This is a genomic window from bacterium (genome assembly GCA_016708025.1).
Classification (GTDB): Bacteria; Zixibacteria; MSB-5A5; order GN15; family FEB-12; genus FEB-12.
This window is the reverse complement of record JADJGQ010000001.1, coordinates 1,435,646-1,454,130: the sequence shown is the minus strand read 5'-3', so window position 1 is coordinate 1,454,130 and position 18,485 is coordinate 1,435,646. Positions and strand designations below refer to the sequence as shown.

General features: G+C 53.4%; 16 protein-coding genes. All 16 read left to right on the top strand.

What is annotated here, in order from left to right; translation table 11 throughout:
- Nucleotides 1-94 precede the first annotated feature (94 nt).
- A complete protein-coding gene (locus IPH75_06320; protein ID MBK7141675.1) occupies nt 95-1,030 on the top strand; it encodes a hypothetical protein in 936 nt (311 codons plus the stop codon).
- A 5-nt stretch (nt 1,031-1,035) separates the two neighbouring features.
- Nucleotides 1,036-2,073, top strand: a complete 1,038-nt coding sequence (locus IPH75_06315; GenBank protein ID MBK7141674.1) for a VWA domain-containing protein — start codon at nt 1,036-1,038, stop codon at nt 2,071-2,073.
- 3 nt (nt 2,074-2,076) lie between these two features.
- Entirely contained in the window at nt 2,077-3,099 is a 1,023-nt protein-coding gene (locus tag IPH75_06310) for a VWA domain-containing protein (GenBank protein MBK7141673.1), read from the top strand.
- A complete protein-coding gene (locus IPH75_06305; protein ID MBK7141672.1) occupies nt 3,092-3,844 on the top strand; it encodes a tetratricopeptide repeat protein in 753 nt (250 codons plus the stop codon). Before IPH75_06310 ends, IPH75_06305 begins: the two co-directional genes overlap by 8 nt.
- Nucleotide 3,845: 1 nt before the next feature.
- The gene (locus IPH75_06300; protein MBK7141671.1) at nt 3,846-5,648 is read left to right on the top strand and encodes a protein BatD; all 1,803 of its coding nucleotides are present in this window, start codon (nt 3,846-3,848) and stop codon (nt 5,646-5,648) included.
- A gap of 7 nt (nt 5,649-5,655) precedes the next feature.
- Nucleotides 5,656-6,390: a tetratricopeptide repeat protein gene (locus IPH75_06295; GenBank protein MBK7141670.1), complete on the top strand. Its 735-nt coding sequence runs from the start codon at nt 5,656-5,658 to the stop codon at nt 6,388-6,390.
- Nucleotides 6,391-6,484: 94 nt separating this feature from the next.
- Nucleotides 6,485-7,537: a flippase-like domain-containing protein gene (locus IPH75_06290; protein ID MBK7141669.1), complete on the top strand. Its 1,053-nt coding sequence runs from the start codon at nt 6,485-6,487 to the stop codon at nt 7,535-7,537.
- On the top strand, nt 7,534-8,502 hold the full coding sequence (corA, locus tag IPH75_06285; protein MBK7141668.1) for a magnesium/cobalt transporter CorA: 969 nt from the start codon (nt 7,534-7,536) through the stop codon (nt 8,500-8,502). The genes IPH75_06290 and corA overlap by 4 nt, the downstream gene beginning before the upstream one ends.
- 132 nt (nt 8,503-8,634) lie before the next feature.
- Nucleotides 8,635-9,231 carry a TetR/AcrR family transcriptional regulator gene (locus IPH75_06280; protein MBK7141667.1) on the top strand — a complete coding sequence of 199 codons (597 nt, stop codon included), beginning with the start codon at nt 8,635-8,637 and terminating at the stop codon, nt 9,229-9,231.
- A gap of 29 nt (nt 9,232-9,260) precedes the next feature.
- The gene (locus IPH75_06275; protein MBK7141666.1) at nt 9,261-10,625 is read left to right on the top strand and encodes a TolC family protein; all 1,365 of its coding nucleotides are present in this window, start codon (nt 9,261-9,263) and stop codon (nt 10,623-10,625) included.
- Nucleotides 10,626-10,629: 4 nt separating this feature from the next.
- On the top strand, nt 10,630-11,667 hold the full coding sequence (locus IPH75_06270; protein MBK7141665.1) for an efflux RND transporter periplasmic adaptor subunit: 1,038 nt from the start codon (nt 10,630-10,632) through the stop codon (nt 11,665-11,667).
- Between the two features lie 3 nt (nt 11,668-11,670).
- Entirely contained in the window at nt 11,671-14,847 is a 3,177-nt protein-coding gene (locus IPH75_06265; GenBank protein ID MBK7141664.1) for an efflux RND transporter permease subunit, read from the top strand.
- Nucleotides 14,819-15,217, top strand: coding sequence for a bacillithiol biosynthesis BshC (gene bshC, locus IPH75_06260; GenBank protein MBK7141663.1), 399 nt, complete (start codon nt 14,819-14,821; stop codon nt 15,215-15,217). Before IPH75_06265 ends, bshC (IPH75_06260) begins: the two co-directional genes overlap by 29 nt.
- A complete protein-coding gene (gene bshC, locus IPH75_06255) occupies nt 15,189-16,445 on the top strand; it encodes a bacillithiol biosynthesis cysteine-adding enzyme BshC (GenBank protein ID MBK7141662.1) in 1,257 nt (418 codons plus the stop codon). Before bshC (IPH75_06260) ends, bshC (IPH75_06255) begins: the two co-directional genes overlap by 29 nt.
- Nucleotides 16,446-17,579, top strand: coding sequence for an N-acetyl-alpha-D-glucosaminyl L-malate synthase BshA (gene bshA, locus IPH75_06250; protein MBK7141661.1), 1,134 nt, complete (start codon nt 16,446-16,448; stop codon nt 17,577-17,579).
- Nucleotides 17,569-18,357, top strand: a complete 789-nt coding sequence (bshB1, locus tag IPH75_06245; protein MBK7141660.1) for a bacillithiol biosynthesis deacetylase BshB1 — start codon at nt 17,569-17,571, stop codon at nt 18,355-18,357. The genes bshA and bshB1 overlap by 11 nt, the downstream gene beginning before the upstream one ends.
- Nucleotides 18,358-18,485: the final 128 nt, after the last annotated feature.

The following is an 18,485-nucleotide window of genomic DNA, read 5'->3' as shown; positions in this document are numbered from 1 at the left end:
GATTCGACCGACTATACCCTTTCTTAAGCTTCTGATTTGCCTGTCGCTCTGTTTGGCGACTGGGGCGGTGTATGCCCAGTCTGGGGCAGACACAGTGCAATCAATTCCAGGGATCCAGATAACAACCTCGGTGGACAAGGCGGAAGTGTTCATTGGAGACCTCATCACATATGAGGTGACAATCGAACACGATTCAGCGATCACCTTGATCCCTCCGCCACTTGGCGCCAATCTGGGGGCATTTGATGTCAAGGATTACGATCCGGACAAAGAGAAGAAGCTGGAGGGCGGCCGAGTTCAGACAACCACGACTTTCGTGCTGAGCACATTCACGACCGGCGACTATGTGATTCCGGCGATCCCTATCCTATTTGAATTGCCTGACAAAACGCGAAAGGTGATGTTAGCTGAGCCGGTTCCGATCAAGATCAAGTCGATGCTGGAGAATGCGGGAGATTCGGTTGATATTCGCCCGGTGAAAGACCCGTATGAGTTTAAACGGAACTGGGTCCCGTACTATTTGCTGGGCGGCTCGTTGATGATTCTCCTCATCGCGTTTGCGTTGTGGTGGAAATTGCGCAAGCGTCCCGAGGCGGGAGCCTACGTTGACCTTCGCCCGCCATGGGAGATCGCTTATGAAAAGCTGGCGCTCCTGCAGTCATCACCGACTCTGGCTGACGAAAAGTACAAGGATTACTATGTCGCGTTGACGGAGATCATCCGCGATTTCCTGGGGCGCGTCTATCGAATCACCGTTCTTGATATGACCACCGAGGAGTTCCTGGTCATATTCAAGGGGATGGACCTTCCGGAAGGGCTTTACGGGCAGACCTCGGATCTGTTACAGCACGCCGACCTGGTGAAGTTCGCCAAATACGTTCCGGAACGGAGCCGTGCCGAACAGGACTTTGAGGCCGCCCATACGATAGTCAATCTGGTACGGATCGAAGAGGAGCGCCGCCAACAGACTCAGATGCATCTGGCATCGAATACAACGCCGACCTCCACGGATACAGGAGGCAGGAAATGAACGCGATGGAATTTGGCGGTCTGGCGCTCAATCTCTTCAGCGAATCCGGGCTGGTGATCCCGGCCCTGGTGATCCTGCTGGGTGGATTACTGCTCCTGGCTGTAATGTGGTTTTTCTATGTCAGGAGACACCGCTTCCAGTCGGCGACCATAAAGTATTCGGATGTACGGATCGTCAAGCGTGCGGCACGGTCCAATCGACAGCGGTATCGTTTTGTACTGGCGTTGTTGCGAATCCTGGCGGTGGCGTTTCTGATTCTGGCCTTTGCCCGTCCGCGCTCGGGAACCGAGGTAACGGACGTGACATCAGAGGGCGTGGATATCATGATGGCGCTCGACGTGTCATCATCGATGACCGCAGAGGATTTCAAGCCGAACAACCGCCTGTATGTTGCCAAAGAAGAGCTGAAGAAATTCGTTCAGAAACGAACTAATGACTGGATCGGGCTGGTGGTTTTTGCGCGATATGCGTACACCCAGTGCCCGTTAACCACCGATTACGGTGTCCTGCTTAATTTTGTGGACCAGGTAGATTTTGGCACTGTTGATGACGGGACCGCAATTGGAATGGGAATCGCCACGGCGGTCAATCGACTGCGTGAGAGCGAGTCGAAATCCAAAGTGATCATCCTTTTGACCGATGGTGAGAATAATGCCGGCGAGATCGATCCGATGACGGCCGCAAACCTTGCCCAGGCGATGGACATCAAGGTATACACGATCGGTTGCGGCAAGCCGGGGAATGCGATGTTCCCGGTGCAGGATCCGATTTTCGGCAAACGATACGTTTATCAGCCGACCAAAATCGATGAGAAGTCGCTTCAACAGATCGCAGATCGGACGGGCGGTAAATACTTCCGGGCAAGATCGGGCGAAGAGCTGGAAGAGATCTACACCCGGATCGATGAACTGGAGAAGACCGAACGAAAGGTAGCATCGCACGTTCAATATAAAGAACTGTTTCACTGGTTTACCTATGCTGGGCTGGCCCTGCTGATGCTTGAGATCGTATTGGCCAACAGCTATTTCAGGAAACTGCCGTAAGCTATGAGATTTGCCGAGCCACTACATTTTGCGCTTCTGCTGGGAGTTTTGCTGGTCGGAGTATTTCTCTTTTGGGCGATTAACCGGAAGAAGAAGATACTTTCCCGATTTGGCGACCTTCCGCTCATCCTCAGGACAGCGCCGTATATCAGTTTCGCTCGCCAGCGGACCAAAGCGATCTTTTTGGTTCTTGGGTTGTCATTCATAGTCGTAGCGCTGGCCCGCCTTCAGTTCGGTACTCATCTGGAGATGCTCAAGCGTGAGGGGATTGACATTATAGTCGCTCTCGACGTGTCGAATTCGATGCTGGCGCAGGATATGAAGCCGAATCGGCTGGAGAAGGCAAAGCAGGAACTGAGGTCGATCATCGATCGCCTCAAAGGAGACCGGATCGGGCTGATTGCGTTTGCCGGGGAAGCGTTTGTGCAATGCCCCTTGACGCTGGACCTCGGAACCGCGCGGCTCCTGTTGCAGGTGATGGACAACCAGTCGGTCTCTGTGCAGGGGACCTCGATCGGTTCAGCGATCCAGGTGGCGCAGAAATCGTTTGAGTCGAAAGAGAAAAAACACAAAGTACTGGTCATCCTGACCGACGGGGAAGATTTCGGCGGGAATGTCGAGCAGTCGGCCGAAGAAGCACGCAACGACGGGATCAAAGTCTACACTGTGGGAATCGGAAATCCGGCGGGCGAGCCTATTCCAATCCTGGATCGGCAGGGGAATCAGGTTGGTTTCAAGAAGGATGAAAACGGCGAAGTGATCATGACCAAGCTGGATGAGGCGACACTGCGCAAGCTCAGCCTGGCCACCGGCGGAAAGTTCTATAATGCATCTGCGGGCGAGATGGAACTCGACCGGATCTTTGACGATATAGCCGGTATGGAGAAGAAGGAACTTGAAGGGACGCTGGTGACCAAGTATGACGATCGGTACCAGTGGCCGTTGCTGTTCGGGCTGTTTCTGATCGTGATAGAGTTCTTCATTCCTGAACGAAAGAAAGCTGCAGGGAGTGCGCCCAATGCGTAGGTCATCGCTTCTGATAACCGTGCTCTTTTTATTTGTCGCCCAGACAGTGTTTGCCGATTTTATCGGGACAGTCAAGAAGGGGAATGACGCTTACAAAAAGAAGGACTATAAGTCTGCCCTTGAAGAGTATCGGGCGGCAGAGGCCGATAACCCAACTTCGCCGGAATTAGACTATAATATCGGGTCGGCGTTGGCCAATGACGGCAGTTACGAAGAGGCGATCGATAAGCTGCAGAAAGCGCTGCGCACGCAGGATATACAGGTGGAAGCGGCGGCTCATTACAATATGGGGAATACCTATTTCCGCATGAATAACTATCAGAATGCGATCAAGTCGTACGAAGAGGCACTGAAGCTGAACCCGAACGATCTCGATGCCAAGTTCAACCTGGAGTTATCGCGCAAGAAACTGAAAGAGCAGCTCAAACCGCAACAGGACCCCAATAGCCAGAACAAGTCTGATTCGACCCAGCAGCAGCAGGACCAGCAACAGCAAGACCAGCAGAATCAACAGAATCAAAACCAGGATCAGAAAGACCAGCAGCAGCAGAATCAGGCGCAACAGGATCAGCAGAACAAAGACCAGCAACAGCAGCAACAACAGCAGCAGATGGGACAGCCCAAGCAGATGTCCAAAGAGGATGCTGAGCGACTACTGAACGCGCTGAAAGATGACGAGCAGGATATCCAGAAGAAATTGCGCAGGTCTGTCAAGGGCGGCGACTACACAGGCAAGGACTGGTAAGATGAGGCTGATTCGCTTCTGCACATTGCTCTGTCTCCTGATCTGCTCGACCTCGGTGCTGGCTGTGCAAGCCGACCTGCAGGTGCAAGTGGCCCTGCACCCGGACACGGTTGGTCTCGATGAACAGACAACGCTCGAAGTCACAGTCTCCGGCTCGAGCCAGAATGTGCCGGAAGTCGAAATACCGTCGCTTCCCAGTTTTGAGATTTACTCTCAGGGTAGATCGAGTAGTGTGAGTATTGTCAACGGCCAGGTCTCAGCATCGGTGGCATATCGGTACCTGTTGCTTCCGCAGAAGCCCGGCTCATTCCCGATCCAGGGAATATCGGTGACAGTCAACGGGAAAAAGGTAGTTGGTAACAGTGTGCTGTTGGTGGTGCAAAACAAACGCCAGGCAACATCGCCAAAACTTGAAGACCGTGCCGTCGACGGACAGGGCGGAAACAAAGACTATTTTCTGGAAGCCCTGATCGACAAAAAGAATCCGTATGTGAGCGAGCAGGTGACCCTGACGCTGAAGTTCTATATCGCCGTGCAGTACTACAGCAGTCCACAGTTGGACGAACCGGCGACTACCGGCTTCTGGACCGAAGTAGTGGGGAACAGCGCGCCGTATTTCCAGCGAATCAATAATCGCAACTATCGGGTGATCGAGCGAAAGTATGCGCTTTTCCCGACGCAGACCGGCGAGTTGACGATTGGCAAAGCGGCTATAACGACGACTGTTGCAGCTCGCAATGCGCGGAGAGATCCGTTTGATATGTTTGGCGATCTCTTCCCACAAGGGCAACAGATCGCGGTTCGATCGGAGCCGATCAAGATCAATGTCAAGCCACTTCCAGCCGAAGGAAAGCCGGAAGACTTTACAGGTACGGTAGGGAAATTCGAGATCTCCGCCTCAGCCGACAAAACAGAGGTTGAGCTAAATCAGCCGGTGACAGTTCGAGTCAAAATCAGTGGAGTCGGCAATATCAAATCGGTCGGCGAGCCAATGATCGCGGAGTCAAACGATTTTAGGGTCTATCGTGCCGCCAGCAATGAAAACGTTACAAAGGTTGACGACAAGATCGGGGGGACCAAGATATACGAAGAGGTCTTTGTCCCGAAACGTCCGGGAATGCTCCAGATCCCGGCGCTCAGTTTCAACTATTTCGATCCTAAAACCAACAAGTACCAGGTGCTGAGGACGCAACCGATCTCGCTTTCGGTGGTGAAACCGGAAGGATATGTAGCGTCGCCGGACGTTCCCTTTGCGGGACCATCGGTGACGGTCGGTACTCAGGCACAGGATATCCGGTTTATCAAGCAGGATCCCGGCGAGCTCAAGCAGGCGGGTGAGGTGATTCTGTTCAGTCCGCTTTATCTGGCAGTGAATGGTATTCCGGTATTGGTTCTGGCCGGGATGATCTTCGCGCGGAAGCGGAAGGAGATGCTGGCCTCAAACGTCGGCCTGGCTCGCGCACGCGGAGCATCGTCGCAGGCAAGAAAGCGTCTTGCCAAAGCGAAATCTCTGGCGCGCCCGGAATCGATTCGGGAGTTCTATGGTGAGTTGAGTCTGGCTTTCATGCAGTATGTCGCCGACAAGCTGAATATCTCGCCCAATGGTCTGACCAGCGACATGATCGCGGAACTTCTGCGGGAACGGAAAGCGAACCCAGAGTTGATCGCTGATACTCTTGGGCTACTCAAACAGTGTGACTTTGCCCGATTTGCCCCGGCAAATCTGAGTCAACAGGATATGGACGCAGCGCTTGGCAAAGCCGAAGCTGTCATGGTGAAGATCGAGGGGGTCCGCTTTGCGTAAGTTATTGATGTTCGTTTCCATCGGATTGCTGCTGGCCGTTGCGATCCAGGCGGCTCCCGCGGACGACTTTGCCCAAGGGAACACTTTCTTCCAGGAGAAAGACTTCACCAAAGCGATCGAAGCTTACACGCGAGCGGCGCAATCGGGTCTGGAATCAGCTCCTCTATACTACAATCTGGGGAATGCCTATTTCAAGAATGGCGATCTGGGACATGCGGTACTTTACTATCTCAAGGCGAGACGACTGGACCCGGCTGATCAGGATATCAAAGGGAATCTTGAATTCGCCCGGAGCCTGGCGACCGTGCAACTTGAGGGGGTCCAGCTTAATCCGATCAATTCTCTGTTTGAATCGATCGTTTCACCATTTCGCCTGAATAGTCTGGCCTGGCTGTCCTCGATCATCTTTATCCTGCTAGTCGTGCTCCTGATCATTCGATTTGGGATGGGGGGGCTGCATTCGGCATTGAAGCCGGCTATCATCTTTGTTCTGATCCTGCTGGTATGTAGCTCCATCCTTACCTCTTACAAATACCATCACGATTTCGTGACACGTTGGGCGGTGGTGGTCGGGGAAGAGGTGAACGTGCTCTCCGGGCCGGTTGAGTCGGCGGGGCTTGAGTTCCAGGGGGAACCGGGGTTGGTGGTGCGAATCGCGGGTGAATCCGGCGACTATTATGACGTCATCTTCGAAAACCAGCGGCGGGGCTGGGTCCAAAAGAGCTTACTGGCTGAAGTGTAATCGGTTATCACCTTGAATCCGGGCTTTCTTCGGTTGACACTCCTATAGTGGCCGCCTATCTTACCCGTTATGCCCAAAACGGGGTAGGCCGGCTATGAAGAAGTTCCTGACCAACAAGCAGATGTGGGGCACGATCATTGCGATCGGGTTGCTGGCGTATTGCGTCAAAGATATCAGGTGGGCCGAAATTCAGGAACTTGCCGGCCGCGTCAACTACCACTATCTCCTCCCGGCAATCATCTCCGCTTTTGTTTTTATCATCCTGCGCGCAGTGCGCTGGCGCATGATGATCACCCGCCAAGTGCCATTGCCCTGGGTCAAAGGGACCTGTCTTTACTCCGCCGGGCAAGTGCTGAACATGGTGATGCCCGTGTTGACCGGTCAGGTCGGGAGGCTGTTTCTTTTCTCGAACAAGCTGGCATTGCGCAAGACGTATATATTCTCAACGATCGTGCTTGAGGTGCTATTTGATGCACTCAGCCTGATCATCTTCATTTTCTTCACCTCATTGGCGTTTGCTTTTCCGGAAGAGTATCGATTCCTCAGCTACATCCTGGCAGGTGCGACTGCGGTGCTGTTGGCGGGTCTCTATCTTATAACGAGCAAGCAGTCCCGGATCGAGGAGTTTGCGCGCCGTAAGCTGGCCCACCGATGGCCGGGCGTCTATATCGGCCTGAAGAAGTTTGTCCGGTCGTTCACTAAAGGGATCATGCTGATCCGCTCGAGCCAGCATATGGTCGGGTCGGTCATTTATTCGCTCGCTTCATGGGCGGCTCACATGATGGTGATCTGGTTCCTGTATGAATCATTCGGCTTTGACCTCCCGATCGCCGCGGCCGCCGCTATTATGATCATCAATACGATCGTCCTGATGGTGCCACTGACTCCCGGTAATGCCGGGACTTTCGAGTTTGCCGTCAGTACTTCGTTGGCGGCGTTTTCGATCGGACGGACTGATGCCGTTCTGTTTGCGCTTTCACTGCACCTGATGGATCTCCTCCCGATCGTAACGATGGGGTCGATCTTCTTCCATCTTGAGAAGATCTCGCTTCGCGAACTGAAAGCAAAAGCGTCGCAACAACCGGACAGCTCAGTGCTGGATACCCTCGCCGCCGACAAGGATGTCACTGAGGAGGAGAAAGTATGATCCGGTCATTCTACTATCTCCCGAATGAAGGGGTTGAGGTACTTGAAGGGGTGGCTGATTTCGACCGTCTCGCCAGTGTTCCAGGGGCTTTGCTCTGGGTGGACATGTGCAAGCCGTCGGATCAGGAATCCTTTGTTCTGACCCATGACTTCAAATTTCACCCGCTGGCGATCGAAGACGTTATCTCGGAAAAGCCGCGGACCAAGATCGACGACTACGACCGTTACCTCTTCCTGGTGTTCCAGGTGGTCGACTATGTAGGCAGGGAAGAGGGGCTGAAGATCATGGAGCTGGACTTCTTCCTGAGCAAAAACACACTGGTGACTGTCCATTACGATGAGCACCGGATCTTTGATTATCTGTATAGCCGGGCCGAGCGCGATGAGCGGCTGTTATCACGCGGCGCGGATTACCTGTTCCACGCGATGATCGATACGGTCGTGGATAACTACAATGGCATTCTCGACGTTTTTGAGTACGAGGTCGACCAGGTTGAAGATGATGTTTTGGGGAGCGCCGACGAAGATACGCTGAAGTCGATCTTCGCTTTGCGCCGGGATATCGTTCAGCTCAAGAGAATTGTTTTGCCGCAGAAAGAGATCGTGGCCCAGCTTAGCCGTCAGCATTACACCATGATCTCGCAGCCGTTGGTGCCGTACTTTTCGGATATTCACGACCATTTGATCCGAATCAATGATACCGCTGACACCCATAGAGAACTACTAAACTCTTCTTTGGAAATCCACTACTCCTCTGTTCAGGCTCGCACCAACGACGTGATCCGCTTCCTGACTGTTCTGACCGCTATTTTTGTGCCGCCGACCTTGCTTGCCTCTTTGTGGGGCATGAACTTCGCCAGCATGCCCGAACTCGACTGGAGTCTTGGGTATCCGTTGGCGCTGGCCGTGATCTTTGGCAGCATGATCGGTCAGCTTATCTATTTCCGTAAGAAAAAGTGGTTTTAAACTAAACTTTTTTGTCCATTCTTCCGTTATAAGTCTTGACATACCGACCGGTAGGTATATGTTAGATACCGATCGGTAGGTAGATGAGGCCGGGCCTGCGCGGGCAGGACCGCAACGAGACAGGATGGATCGATGGCCAAGATAAAGCAAAGCCCGAAAATGCCGGCCGAGCAGCGCCGCGAGCAGCTGCTGGCATCGGCCCGCAAGTTGTTCACAGAGAAGGGGTACCCGGGGACATCGACAGAAGAGATCGCCCTCAATGCAGGACTGACCAAGGGGGCACTCTACTTCCATTTCAAGAGCAAGGAAGATATCCTGCTGGCGCTGGTCAAGCAGATGAGCAACCAGTTTCTGTTGGCCCTGCAATCGCTTCCGACCCCACTCACCCCCTTGCAGATCGTCGAATTGGTGATCTGTCACACCAAAGCAACCAAGCCGAACGAATTCCGCACGATCATGGATATCTGGGTTCAGGGGATGCGCCTTCCGCGGATTCGCAAGTATATCCGGGACGAACATAACCAGAAAATAGAGTATGTGCTTAAGCACCTGGACGTCGGTACCAAGGTGAGCGCAGACGAATTACAGCAGCTCGTAGTACTGATTTTTGCCTTGTGCGACGGAATCGCCGGGCGACGAGTGTTTAATAGGGACAGTATGGATGACGCGATCCAGATGAAGCTGGTTCGCCGGATGTTCGAAGGTATGTACCAGCCGGCTAAGGGATAAGAATTTCAGACTCGACAGGGTGAAGATATATGAACGACAGACTTCGACAATTCGGTTCACATGGGTCATGGGCAGCGGCGGTTGCAGCACTCATAGTACTGGCTACTGCAAGTTGGGTGAGTGCGGCGGAGACTGCATTGACCATTGACGACGTTCGGCAACGGGCGGCGACTTTTAATCGACAATACCTCTCTGCTCAGCAGGATCTGGAGCAGGCTCGCACACAGGTTACCTCCGCGCGTGCAGGGGTATTCCCGGACATCAATTTTTCGAGTTCGTATGCGAGAAATTTCACAATCCCGAAGATGTTTGTTTCCTTTGGTGGAGAGACGCAGGAATTGCAGACCTCCTACAAGCATAATTTCGGATATGCGCTTTCGGTGAAGCAGTCAATCTGGGAGGGGGGGAAGGTACTGACCGCCTGGCAGATCGCAAAGCTGTACCGAGACTATTCCGAGTCAAATCTGAAGGCTGTCGAGAATGTGGTACGTTACAACGCGGATCTGCTGTTCTACGGGGCGATCTTCCAGCGATCAGTTTTAGAGACTCTGCGCAAGGCACATGAGGCGACCTCATACAACCTTGAGGTAGTAGAAAAGCAGTATGGGCAGGGGGTAGTCTCCGAGTACGAATTACTACGCGCGCGAGTAGAGAACGCTAATCTGGAACCACAGATTCTCCAGGCGGAATCCGACCTGGAACTGGCCGAAAAGCGGATGAAGTCGTTTATCGGCCTGCCGTTGCGAGATTCGGTCATCCTTATCGAGGATGTGATGGATACATCGCTGGCGTCAATCCCAAATTTGGATCAGATGCTGGATATTGGATTGCAGAATCGTCCGGAAATGCGGGCCTCGACCACTCTCACCGGCATCACCAAGAAGGCGATCGGGATAGCCAAGGCGGATTACTGGCCGTCGCTGGATGCATCGTATACTTACGATACCAGGTCGTCATCGGATATCTGGCAGCTCGACAACAATGTCAGTAAGTCATCAACTCTTGGGCTTTCTCTCAATTTTAAGATTTTCGATGGTTTCAATCGGTCGAGCCAGGTGGCATATCGCCGCGCCGACTATGAGAAGAGCCGGATCGCTCAGGCGCAGATGGAAGATGACGTCCGTCTTGAGATAGAGCAGGCATATGATCAGGTCATTCGGGCCAAGAAGTCTCTGGATATTCAGCGGGAGACCATTGCCCAGGCGGAGGAAGGGTTGAAGATCGCGAATTTGCGTTATCAGCAGGGAGTCGGCACGCAACTCGAAGTGTTGTCGGCACAGGCGGCGTTGACTGATGCCCGCCGTTCGCTGGCGCAGGCGCTTTACTTCTTCAGAACATCAAAGGCAGAATTGAAAAGAGCAACCACCATTGATATTGGTGCAGAAACGAGATAGAGACATGAACGGGCAAAAAGCAATTATCCGAGTCGCTCTCCTGGCGGCGTTGACGCTTCTGGTCACTTCCTGCTCCGAGGAGCAGAAGGCGACCCAGACCGAGCGGTCGATAGCTGTCAATGTACAGACAATCGGTCCGACCGACGAACGGTTGGTCAGGACATTTAGTGGATCGCTGGAAGGCGAAAAGCAGGCGGTCCTCTATGCGAAATTGGCCGAAGCGGTCGCTGATGTTCCCGTGCGGGAAGGTCAGGCCGTCCGGGCCAATCAGGTTATCGTCAGCCTCGACAAAAACGGCCCCACCGCCAATTTCAACGAAGTGAGTTCGGTCTTTCGAAACGCGGAGAAGAACTTCACCAAGATGGAGAATCTCTTCAAATCCGGTGCGATCTCCGAGACTCAGTATGATGGCGCCAAGACGGAGTTTGAGGTAGCCAAGGCGAATTACGAGGCGGTTAGCCAATTGGTTGATGTCCGCACTCCGATCGCTGGGACAGTGACCTCGATCTCAGTTCGCGATGGTGACTTTGTGCATGTCGGTCAGCAACTCGCGGTGGTGGCGACACCGGGTAAGTTGCGAGTGAAATTCGCGGTGAATACCGACAACATTCGCTACATCTCTCAAGGAGCGGATGTACGGATCGTCTCGGATGTCGTGCATGACACGGTTTCGGGGAAAGTAGTGTCGATCGCAGAATCGGCCGATCCGGCAACCCGGAGTTTTCAGGTCGAAGCGCTTGTAAACAATGAAGGGAGCCAGTTCAGTCCGGGCATGTTTGTCAAGATTCAGGTGACGGAGCAAGAGTTACCAAAGGTGTTGGCTGTGCCTCGGGGAGCCATCATTCGGTTGGACAATGAGGATGTTGCGTTTGTCGTCGAGAATGGCGTCGCCAAAAAGCGGACAGTCAAATTGGGACCGGAACTCGAAGGACGGGTTGTTATTCTTGAAGGCCTGAAACCAGGCGACACACTGGTAACGCTCGGACAGAATTATCTGGACGAAGGGTTCAAAGTGACTATCAGTTCCACTGCAAAGGGCTAAGCCATGAAACTGTCAGATGTCTCAGTCGGGCGCCCGGTTTTCGTGACCATGATGATGTTGGCCCTGGTCGTCCTGGGCTATTTCTCATACACCGGTCTTTCAGTCGATATGATGCCGGATGTCGATTTTCCATTCACGGTCGTGCAGACCGTCTATCCGGGTGCATCCGCCGAATCCATGGAGACGGATGTCACGAAGAAGATCGAGGATGCGGTCAACCAGATCTCCGGGGTACGTCACATAACCTCGCAAAGCCGCGAGGGATATTCGCTGGTGGTGGTCGAATTCCATCTGGAAAAGGATGGGATGGAGGCGACCAACGATGTGCGCGAGAAAGTCGCAGGGGTACGCAATGACCTTCCGGACGAGATCGAAGAGCCTATCGTCAGTCAGTACGATCCGACTGCCCAGCCGATCATTTCGATAGCGGTTTCGGGGAAGCGGACGCCGAAAGACATCACCGAGATAGCCAAGAACCGTATCAAGAAGCGTTTGGAATCAGTCCAGGGAGTCGGCGCGGTAGATCTTATCGGCGGTTCCGAACGGGAGATCCTCGTAGCGCTTGATCCGCACCGGATGGAGTCCCGTGGTGTGACGGTGGCTGACATCCAATATGCGATTCAGGCGGCCAATCTGGAGATACCGGGCGGCCGAGTGGCTGAAGCATCGCGCGAATATCTCGTCCGTGTGATGGGGCGCCTGGAACGGGTGACCGATTTTAATAATGTCATTGTCAAAACGACCAATGGTGTTCCGGTCTATCTGCAGGACATTGCGTCGGTGCATGACACCACACTTGAACAGCGTTCGCTGGCACGTCTTGACGGACAACCGGCAGTGTCGCTATCCGTGGTGAAGCAATCCGGAGCCAACACGGTAGAGATCGCGGCGGGCGTGGAGAAAGTACTGGAGCAGTTGAAGGCGGAGCTTCCGCCAGATATCAAGATGTCCAAGGTGGAGGATAACTCGACCTTCATCAAGGACTCGATCCATGAGATATTGTTCAATATCCAGTACGGTATGTTGCTGGCCGTGATCGTGATATTCCTTTTCTTGTTGGATCTGCGGCCGACCATTATAGCCGGTCTGTCGATCCCGATCTCCCTGGTGGCGACATTCACCATCATGAAGCTGCTGGGATTCACGATCAACGTGCTGACTTTATTGGGGCTATCGCTGGCGGTCGGTATATTGATTGATGACGCGATCGTGGTGATGGAGAATATCTACCGCCACATACATATGGGAAAATCACCGATCAAAGCGGCGATGGATGCGACCAAAGAGATCGGCCTGGCGGTCATGGCGACCACCTTTTCGATCGTTGTCGTCTTTGTGCCGGTTGCCTTCATGGAAGGGCTCATCGGACGGTTTTTCTATCAGTTCGGTATGACGGTCGCATTTGCTGTCGTGATTTCGCTGTTCGTGGCGCTTACGCTGACGCCGATGTTGTCTTCGCGCTGGCTTCGTGAAGGGGAGGAAGAGGCGGCGTATAATCCACGCGGAAAGGGGCTACTTGCGCGGATCTGGGGGCGGATCTTCAATCTGCTCAACTACTGGAATCGGGCGTTTGACTGGTTCAAACCAAAATACGAAAGCCTGCTGGCATCATCGCTCCGACACCGTTGGCTGGTGATGCTGATAGCGATTCTGTCTTTTGTTGGCTCGATGTACCTAGCCACGGTCATTGGTGTCGAATTCATGACCGAGACCGACCAATCAAAGATGGCAGTGACTTTCCAGACTCCTCCCGGAACGACCCTGCATGATACATCGGAGCGAGCCGCTCAGATCGAGGCTGCCGTGCGCAACTCGATCCCTGAAGTGATTGCCTCATACGTAACAATTGGCTCAGGGAATAATCCGGTTACCGATGGGCGTATTCTGTTCAATCTCTCTTCAGTGACTGAACGCGAAATATCTGCGCGCAGACTCATGGACTCTGTGCGTGTTCTGATAGCGCCAATCCCCGGGATCAAGACTTCGGTTAGCCGGGGCGAGAGCGAAGGAGGCGGTGACAAATCTATCGAGATCTCCGTTCGCGGAGAAGATCTGAGCGAATTGACCCGCATTTCCGCTGAACTGAAACAGATATTTTACCGGGCCCCTGGCGCAATAGATATCGATGACACGCAGGAGAAGGGGAAACCGGAGTTCCAGATACGGATCGACCGCAAACTGGCGGAAGATCTGGGTCTGAGTCTGGCCACCATACCGATGACGGTTCGTGCCCTTGTCGAGGGAGACGTAGTGACTCGCTTTAAGGAAGGGACAGAGGAGTACGATGTCCGCATTCGTTTGGACGAGCCATTTCGAACTTCGGCGGACGATATCGGTCGCATTCTGGTCGCGAGTAACAAAGAGATTCCTGGCACCAAGACGTTTCTCGTACCACTGAATCGAGTCGGTCAGTTGGAGAAGAGCGCGGCGATCGGCCAGTACAATCGATATGACCGGCAGCGAGAGATCAAGGTAAACGCCAATGTCGCGTCGGACGCTTTTGCCGGAACCGTGACTTCGGCAATCATGACGGAAGTTGCCACGTTGCAGGTGCCGCCGGGCTACTTTGTGGGGACGGTCGGCGAGCAGGAGATCATGAATGAGTCGTTCCAGAATATTGTGAAGTCACTGATCCTGGCGATCATTTTCATCTATTTGTTGTTGGCTTCGCAATATGAATCGTTCTTTGATCCGTTGTCGATCATGTTGTCACTGCCGCTATCGATGGTTGGCGCCATACCGGCATTGCTCGGGCAGTCATTTTCGATCATGTCGATGATCGGTATAGTTTTGTTGATGGGGCTGGTGACCAAAAATGCCATTTTGCTCATCGACTTTGTCAAACAGCAACGAGGTGAGGGGATGGGTCGAACCGAGGCTATCTTAAAGGCCGGACCGATCCGGCTACGCCCGATCCTGATGACGACCTTTGCCATGGTCTTCGGTATGGCCCCGTTGGCCCTTGGATTAGGGCCAGGCGCGGAGCTTCGTCTCTCCATGGCCCGGGCTGTAATCGGTGGTATTATTTCTTCGACACTTTTGACCTTGGTCGTTGTTCCGGTAATGTATACATTGGTCGACGACTTCGTTGGGCTTTTCAAGCGGAAGGAAATTCCGAAAGCCCGGCAGATCAAAGTTGAAGGAGTGGTAATTGACAGTCAGACTGATAGGCCCTTCTAAAGCGTTCGGATTCTCCAACTTATACTTAGATTTCCTGGCCGGCCATGCGCCGGCCAGTGACCTGTTCGTGTCGCCGGGATACCGGCAAACGGCTGGTTATTTGGATCAGACTTCGTTCAATCGGCCGCAACTGATAGATTTGCTGATGAGGCAAAATCAGGCATTTGGGGCATCGGCGAAAACACTCGAAAATATCCAATTCCTGGCTGAGCCTACGACTGTCTGCAGTTTTGCTGGACAACAAGCGGGGCTGTTTGGCGGGCCGCTTTTCTCGATTATCAAGGCGCTGGCAACCGTCAAGGCCGCGAAAAAGACGATCGGAAGAGCTGGGTCGAAAGGTCGTGCCGGTTTTCTGGATTGCCGCCGATGACCATGATTTTGCGGAGATCAACCACACCTACCTGCTGAATCGCGATGGAGAACTGGTTCGGGTGGAATACCCGGTCATGCCGGAGTATCCGGTGCCAGTGTCGGAGATAACACTCGGGAACCCAGAGGCGATTCAAGCGATGCATGGACTGATTCGCGAAACTTTGGGCGAGTCTGACTTCACGGAATCCCTCTACGATCAGTTGGCCGTCAACTATCAGGATGGCGCTAATGTCGTTGTGGCATTCGGCAGGCTAATGGCACAACTGACAGCCGATTATGGTCTGGTTCTGTTCTCCCCGGCGGACCCAGCTGCCAAACGACTGGCGAAACCGCTTTTTGCCGAGATAGTCGAACGGCAGGATGAGCTACATCAACTGATGGGGAGCACGAACCGTCGAATTGAACGGGCCTCATATCATCTCCAGGTGGAAAAGAATGAACAGGCGATTCATCTGTTCTATCACCAGAAGGGGAGATGGCCGATAGTTCACCGTGATGGGCGTTTTCAGGCGGGGGAGTATTCATTCAGCAAAGACGAACTATTGGCGAAGATAGAAGAGTCGCCGGAGTGCTTTTCACCCGATGTTTTGACCAGACCGATCATGCAGTCGTTCCTTTTCCCGACGCTTGCCCAGATGGGGGGACCTTCGGAGATCGCCTATTTTGCGCAGATCAATCCGTTGTTTGAGATGTTCAGGCTTCCAACGCCGGTACACACGGCTCGGCCAACGGCCACCCTGGTGGAGAAGCGGCACGAAAAAGTAATGGCCCAGGCCGAGATCAGTTTCGAAGAGCTGGCTGGAGATATTGAGCAGGTGATCAACCGGGTGATGGCGAAAGATTTCCCGGAGGATATTGAGCGAGAGTTCCAGCAACTCAGAGCGGATCTGTTCGGCAGGTTTGAGAAGTTCAGCGACAAATCGCTGCAATTTGATCCTTCGCTAAAGGAATTTGCCCAGCAAACGGCGGGGAAGATCGATTTCTCGATCAAGGCATTTGAGGGGAAAGTCTTCGGAGCACACAAACGGAAATCGAAAGAGGTCAGGGATCGACTTTACCGGCTCTGGCACGCGCTCTATCCGAATCGAAGCTTGCAGGACCGTTCTCTCAATATCAGCTATTTCATTGCCAAATACGGCCCCGGGGTGGTATCATTCCTTTTCGAACGACTTGACCCGGATCAATCAGCACATCAGCTCATTTCACTGTCGGAGTACACAGACTAAATGAATATTGGAATAACCTGTTATCCGGTTGCCGGCGGTTCAGGGATCGTGGCTACTGAACTTGGGCAACAACTGGCATTGCGCGGACATCATGTCCATTTCATTTCATATGCGCTGCCCTTCCGCCTGGATAAATATCAGACCAACGTGTTCTACCATGGGGTGGAAACAACCGCGTATCCGTTGTTCAAACAGCCGCCCTATTCATTGGCGCTGGCCTCAAAGATGGCGGATGTCTCCAAAGCGTACGACCTTGAAGTGCTGCACGTGCACTATGCAATACCGCATGCAACATCGGCATATCTTGCAAAACAGTTATTGATCGCCGATGGCGCGAGAGTTCCCAAAGTGATAACGACCTTGCACGGAACCGATATCACGCTGGTTGGATCGGATCCGTCGTTTTACGATATCACGCGTTTCTCTATTAATATGTCCGATGGAGTCACGGCGGTCTCGAATTACCTGGCCGAAGAGACGATGGACGTTTTCAAAGTGACGAAGCCTATTCGTGTGGTACACAACTTCTTCGATGAAGTTCGATTTAAGCCAAGTCCGAACCAGTGCCAGCGTTCCGAGTTTGCCAATGACAACGAATTCCTGATCGCGCACGTCTCGAATTTCCGGCCGGTCAAGCGGGCGATGGATGTGATCGACATATTTGAGAAGATCAAAAACGAACTTCCGGCCAAGTTACTGCTGGTTGGCGAGGGCCCTGACACCGTGCTGGTCCGACGACAGATCAACAAACGAGGACTCCAGGATAAGGTGATCTTCCTGGGTAACCAGAGCCGGGTTGAAGCAGTGCTGCCGTGCGCCGATCTGTTCCTTCTTCCGTCTGAAGAGGAGTCTTTCGGCTTGGCGGCACTTGAAGCGCTGGCCTGCGGCGTTCCGGTCGTGGGGACTTCGGGTACCGGTCTGGTTGAAGTGGTGGAAGATTATCGTAACGGTTTCCTGCTGCCGGTAGGAGACACGGTGTCGATGGCTCGGGCCGGGATCGCGCTGTTGCGTGACAAAAACAGATTGAACGAATTCAAACGATCGGCTGCCGAGAGCGCACTCCGACGCTTCAGCGCGGAGAAGATCGTCAATCAATACGAACAATTCTATCATGAAGTGATCAATGGGAAATAATCGAAGCAACGCACCAAAACTGGATGTTCTGGCAATAGCGGCGCATCCGGATGATGTTGAGATAACCTGCGGTGGTTTGCTGATCAAAATGGCGAAGAAGGGGAGAGCGGTCGGGGTGCTCGACTTGACCCGCGGCGAGGCCGGGACTCACGGGGATGAGCATGACCGGGCATCGGAAGCGGCTGAGGCGGCCCGGATAATGGGGCTGACCTGGCGGGGGAATCTTGGATTGACCGATGCTGCTGTGGAGTTCAATCAGGAGAACAAACTGAAGATCGCGCAAGTGGTGCGGGACTGCAAGGCGGAAATGGTAATCCTTCCGCATTGGGAGCAGCGCCATCCGGATCATCTCGCCTGTACTCGTCTGGGATATGATGCATCGTTTCTGGCCGGCCTGAAGAAGGTGCCGCTGGAGGGGGAACCGAATCGTCCGAGGAAGATCCTTTATGTGTCGTACTTCCGCAATTTCGATTATTCGTTTATGGTCGATATCTCGGATGAGATGGAGCAGAAGTGCCAGGCGGTGTCGGCCTACAAGTCGCAATTCCCGACATTTGAATCACGGTTGATGCTTGACAAATTTGCGCCGGGGTTGGCACCGGCACAGTCAGACGATCAGCGGAATGTCTTTTCGCCGGGGGTCAATATTTACGATCTGATGCGGACGCGGGCACGCGAACTGGGGCAGTTGGTGAAGGTTCAGTACGCCGAGGCATACACGATCAAAGAGCATATGCTGGTGGATGACCCGCAGAAGATGCCGGTGGCATCAATATAAGATTTCAGAAAAACTCGACTCGAACAATCCAAGCGCTTCCATCGGTCAATACGGGCACCGATCAAGAGCAGGCGGACCCACGCCTGGCGTACAAGCCAGTCCTCAGTCAACGCGAAATGATTGGGCGT

Excerpts from the sequence above, each read along its gene's own strand:
- IPH75_06315 (MBK7141674.1), top strand. The coding sequence starts at position 1,036 with ATGGAATTTGGCGGTCTGGCGCTCAATCTCTTCAGCGAATCCGGGCTG.
- IPH75_06310 (MBK7141673.1), top strand. The coding sequence starts at position 2,077 with ATGAGATTTGCCGAGCCACTACATTTTGCGCTTCTGCTGGGAGTTTTG.
- IPH75_06305 (MBK7141672.1), top strand. The coding sequence starts at position 3,092 with ATGCGTAGGTCATCGCTTCTGATAACCGTGCTCTTTTTATTTGTCGCC.
- IPH75_06300 (MBK7141671.1), top strand. The coding sequence starts at position 3,846 with ATGAGGCTGATTCGCTTCTGCACATTGCTCTGTCTCCTGATCTGCTCG.
- IPH75_06295 (MBK7141670.1), top strand. The coding sequence starts at position 5,656 with ATGTTCGTTTCCATCGGATTGCTGCTGGCCGTTGCGATCCAGGCGGCT.
- IPH75_06290 (MBK7141669.1), top strand. The coding sequence starts at position 6,485 with ATGAAGAAGTTCCTGACCAACAAGCAGATGTGGGGCACGATCATTGCG.
- corA (MBK7141668.1), top strand. The coding sequence starts at position 7,534 with ATGATCCGGTCATTCTACTATCTCCCGAATGAAGGGGTTGAGGTACTT.
- IPH75_06280 (MBK7141667.1), top strand. The coding sequence starts at position 8,635 with ATGGCCAAGATAAAGCAAAGCCCGAAAATGCCGGCCGAGCAGCGCCGC.
- IPH75_06275 (MBK7141666.1), top strand. The coding sequence starts at position 9,261 with ATGAACGACAGACTTCGACAATTCGGTTCACATGGGTCATGGGCAGCG.
- IPH75_06270 (MBK7141665.1), top strand. The coding sequence starts at position 10,630 with ATGAACGGGCAAAAAGCAATTATCCGAGTCGCTCTCCTGGCGGCGTTG.
- IPH75_06265 (MBK7141664.1), top strand. The coding sequence starts at position 11,671 with ATGAAACTGTCAGATGTCTCAGTCGGGCGCCCGGTTTTCGTGACCATG.
- bshA (MBK7141661.1), top strand. The coding sequence starts at position 16,446 with ATGAATATTGGAATAACCTGTTATCCGGTTGCCGGCGGTTCAGGGATC.
- bshB1 (MBK7141660.1), top strand. The coding sequence starts at position 17,569 with ATGGGAAATAATCGAAGCAACGCACCAAAACTGGATGTTCTGGCAATA.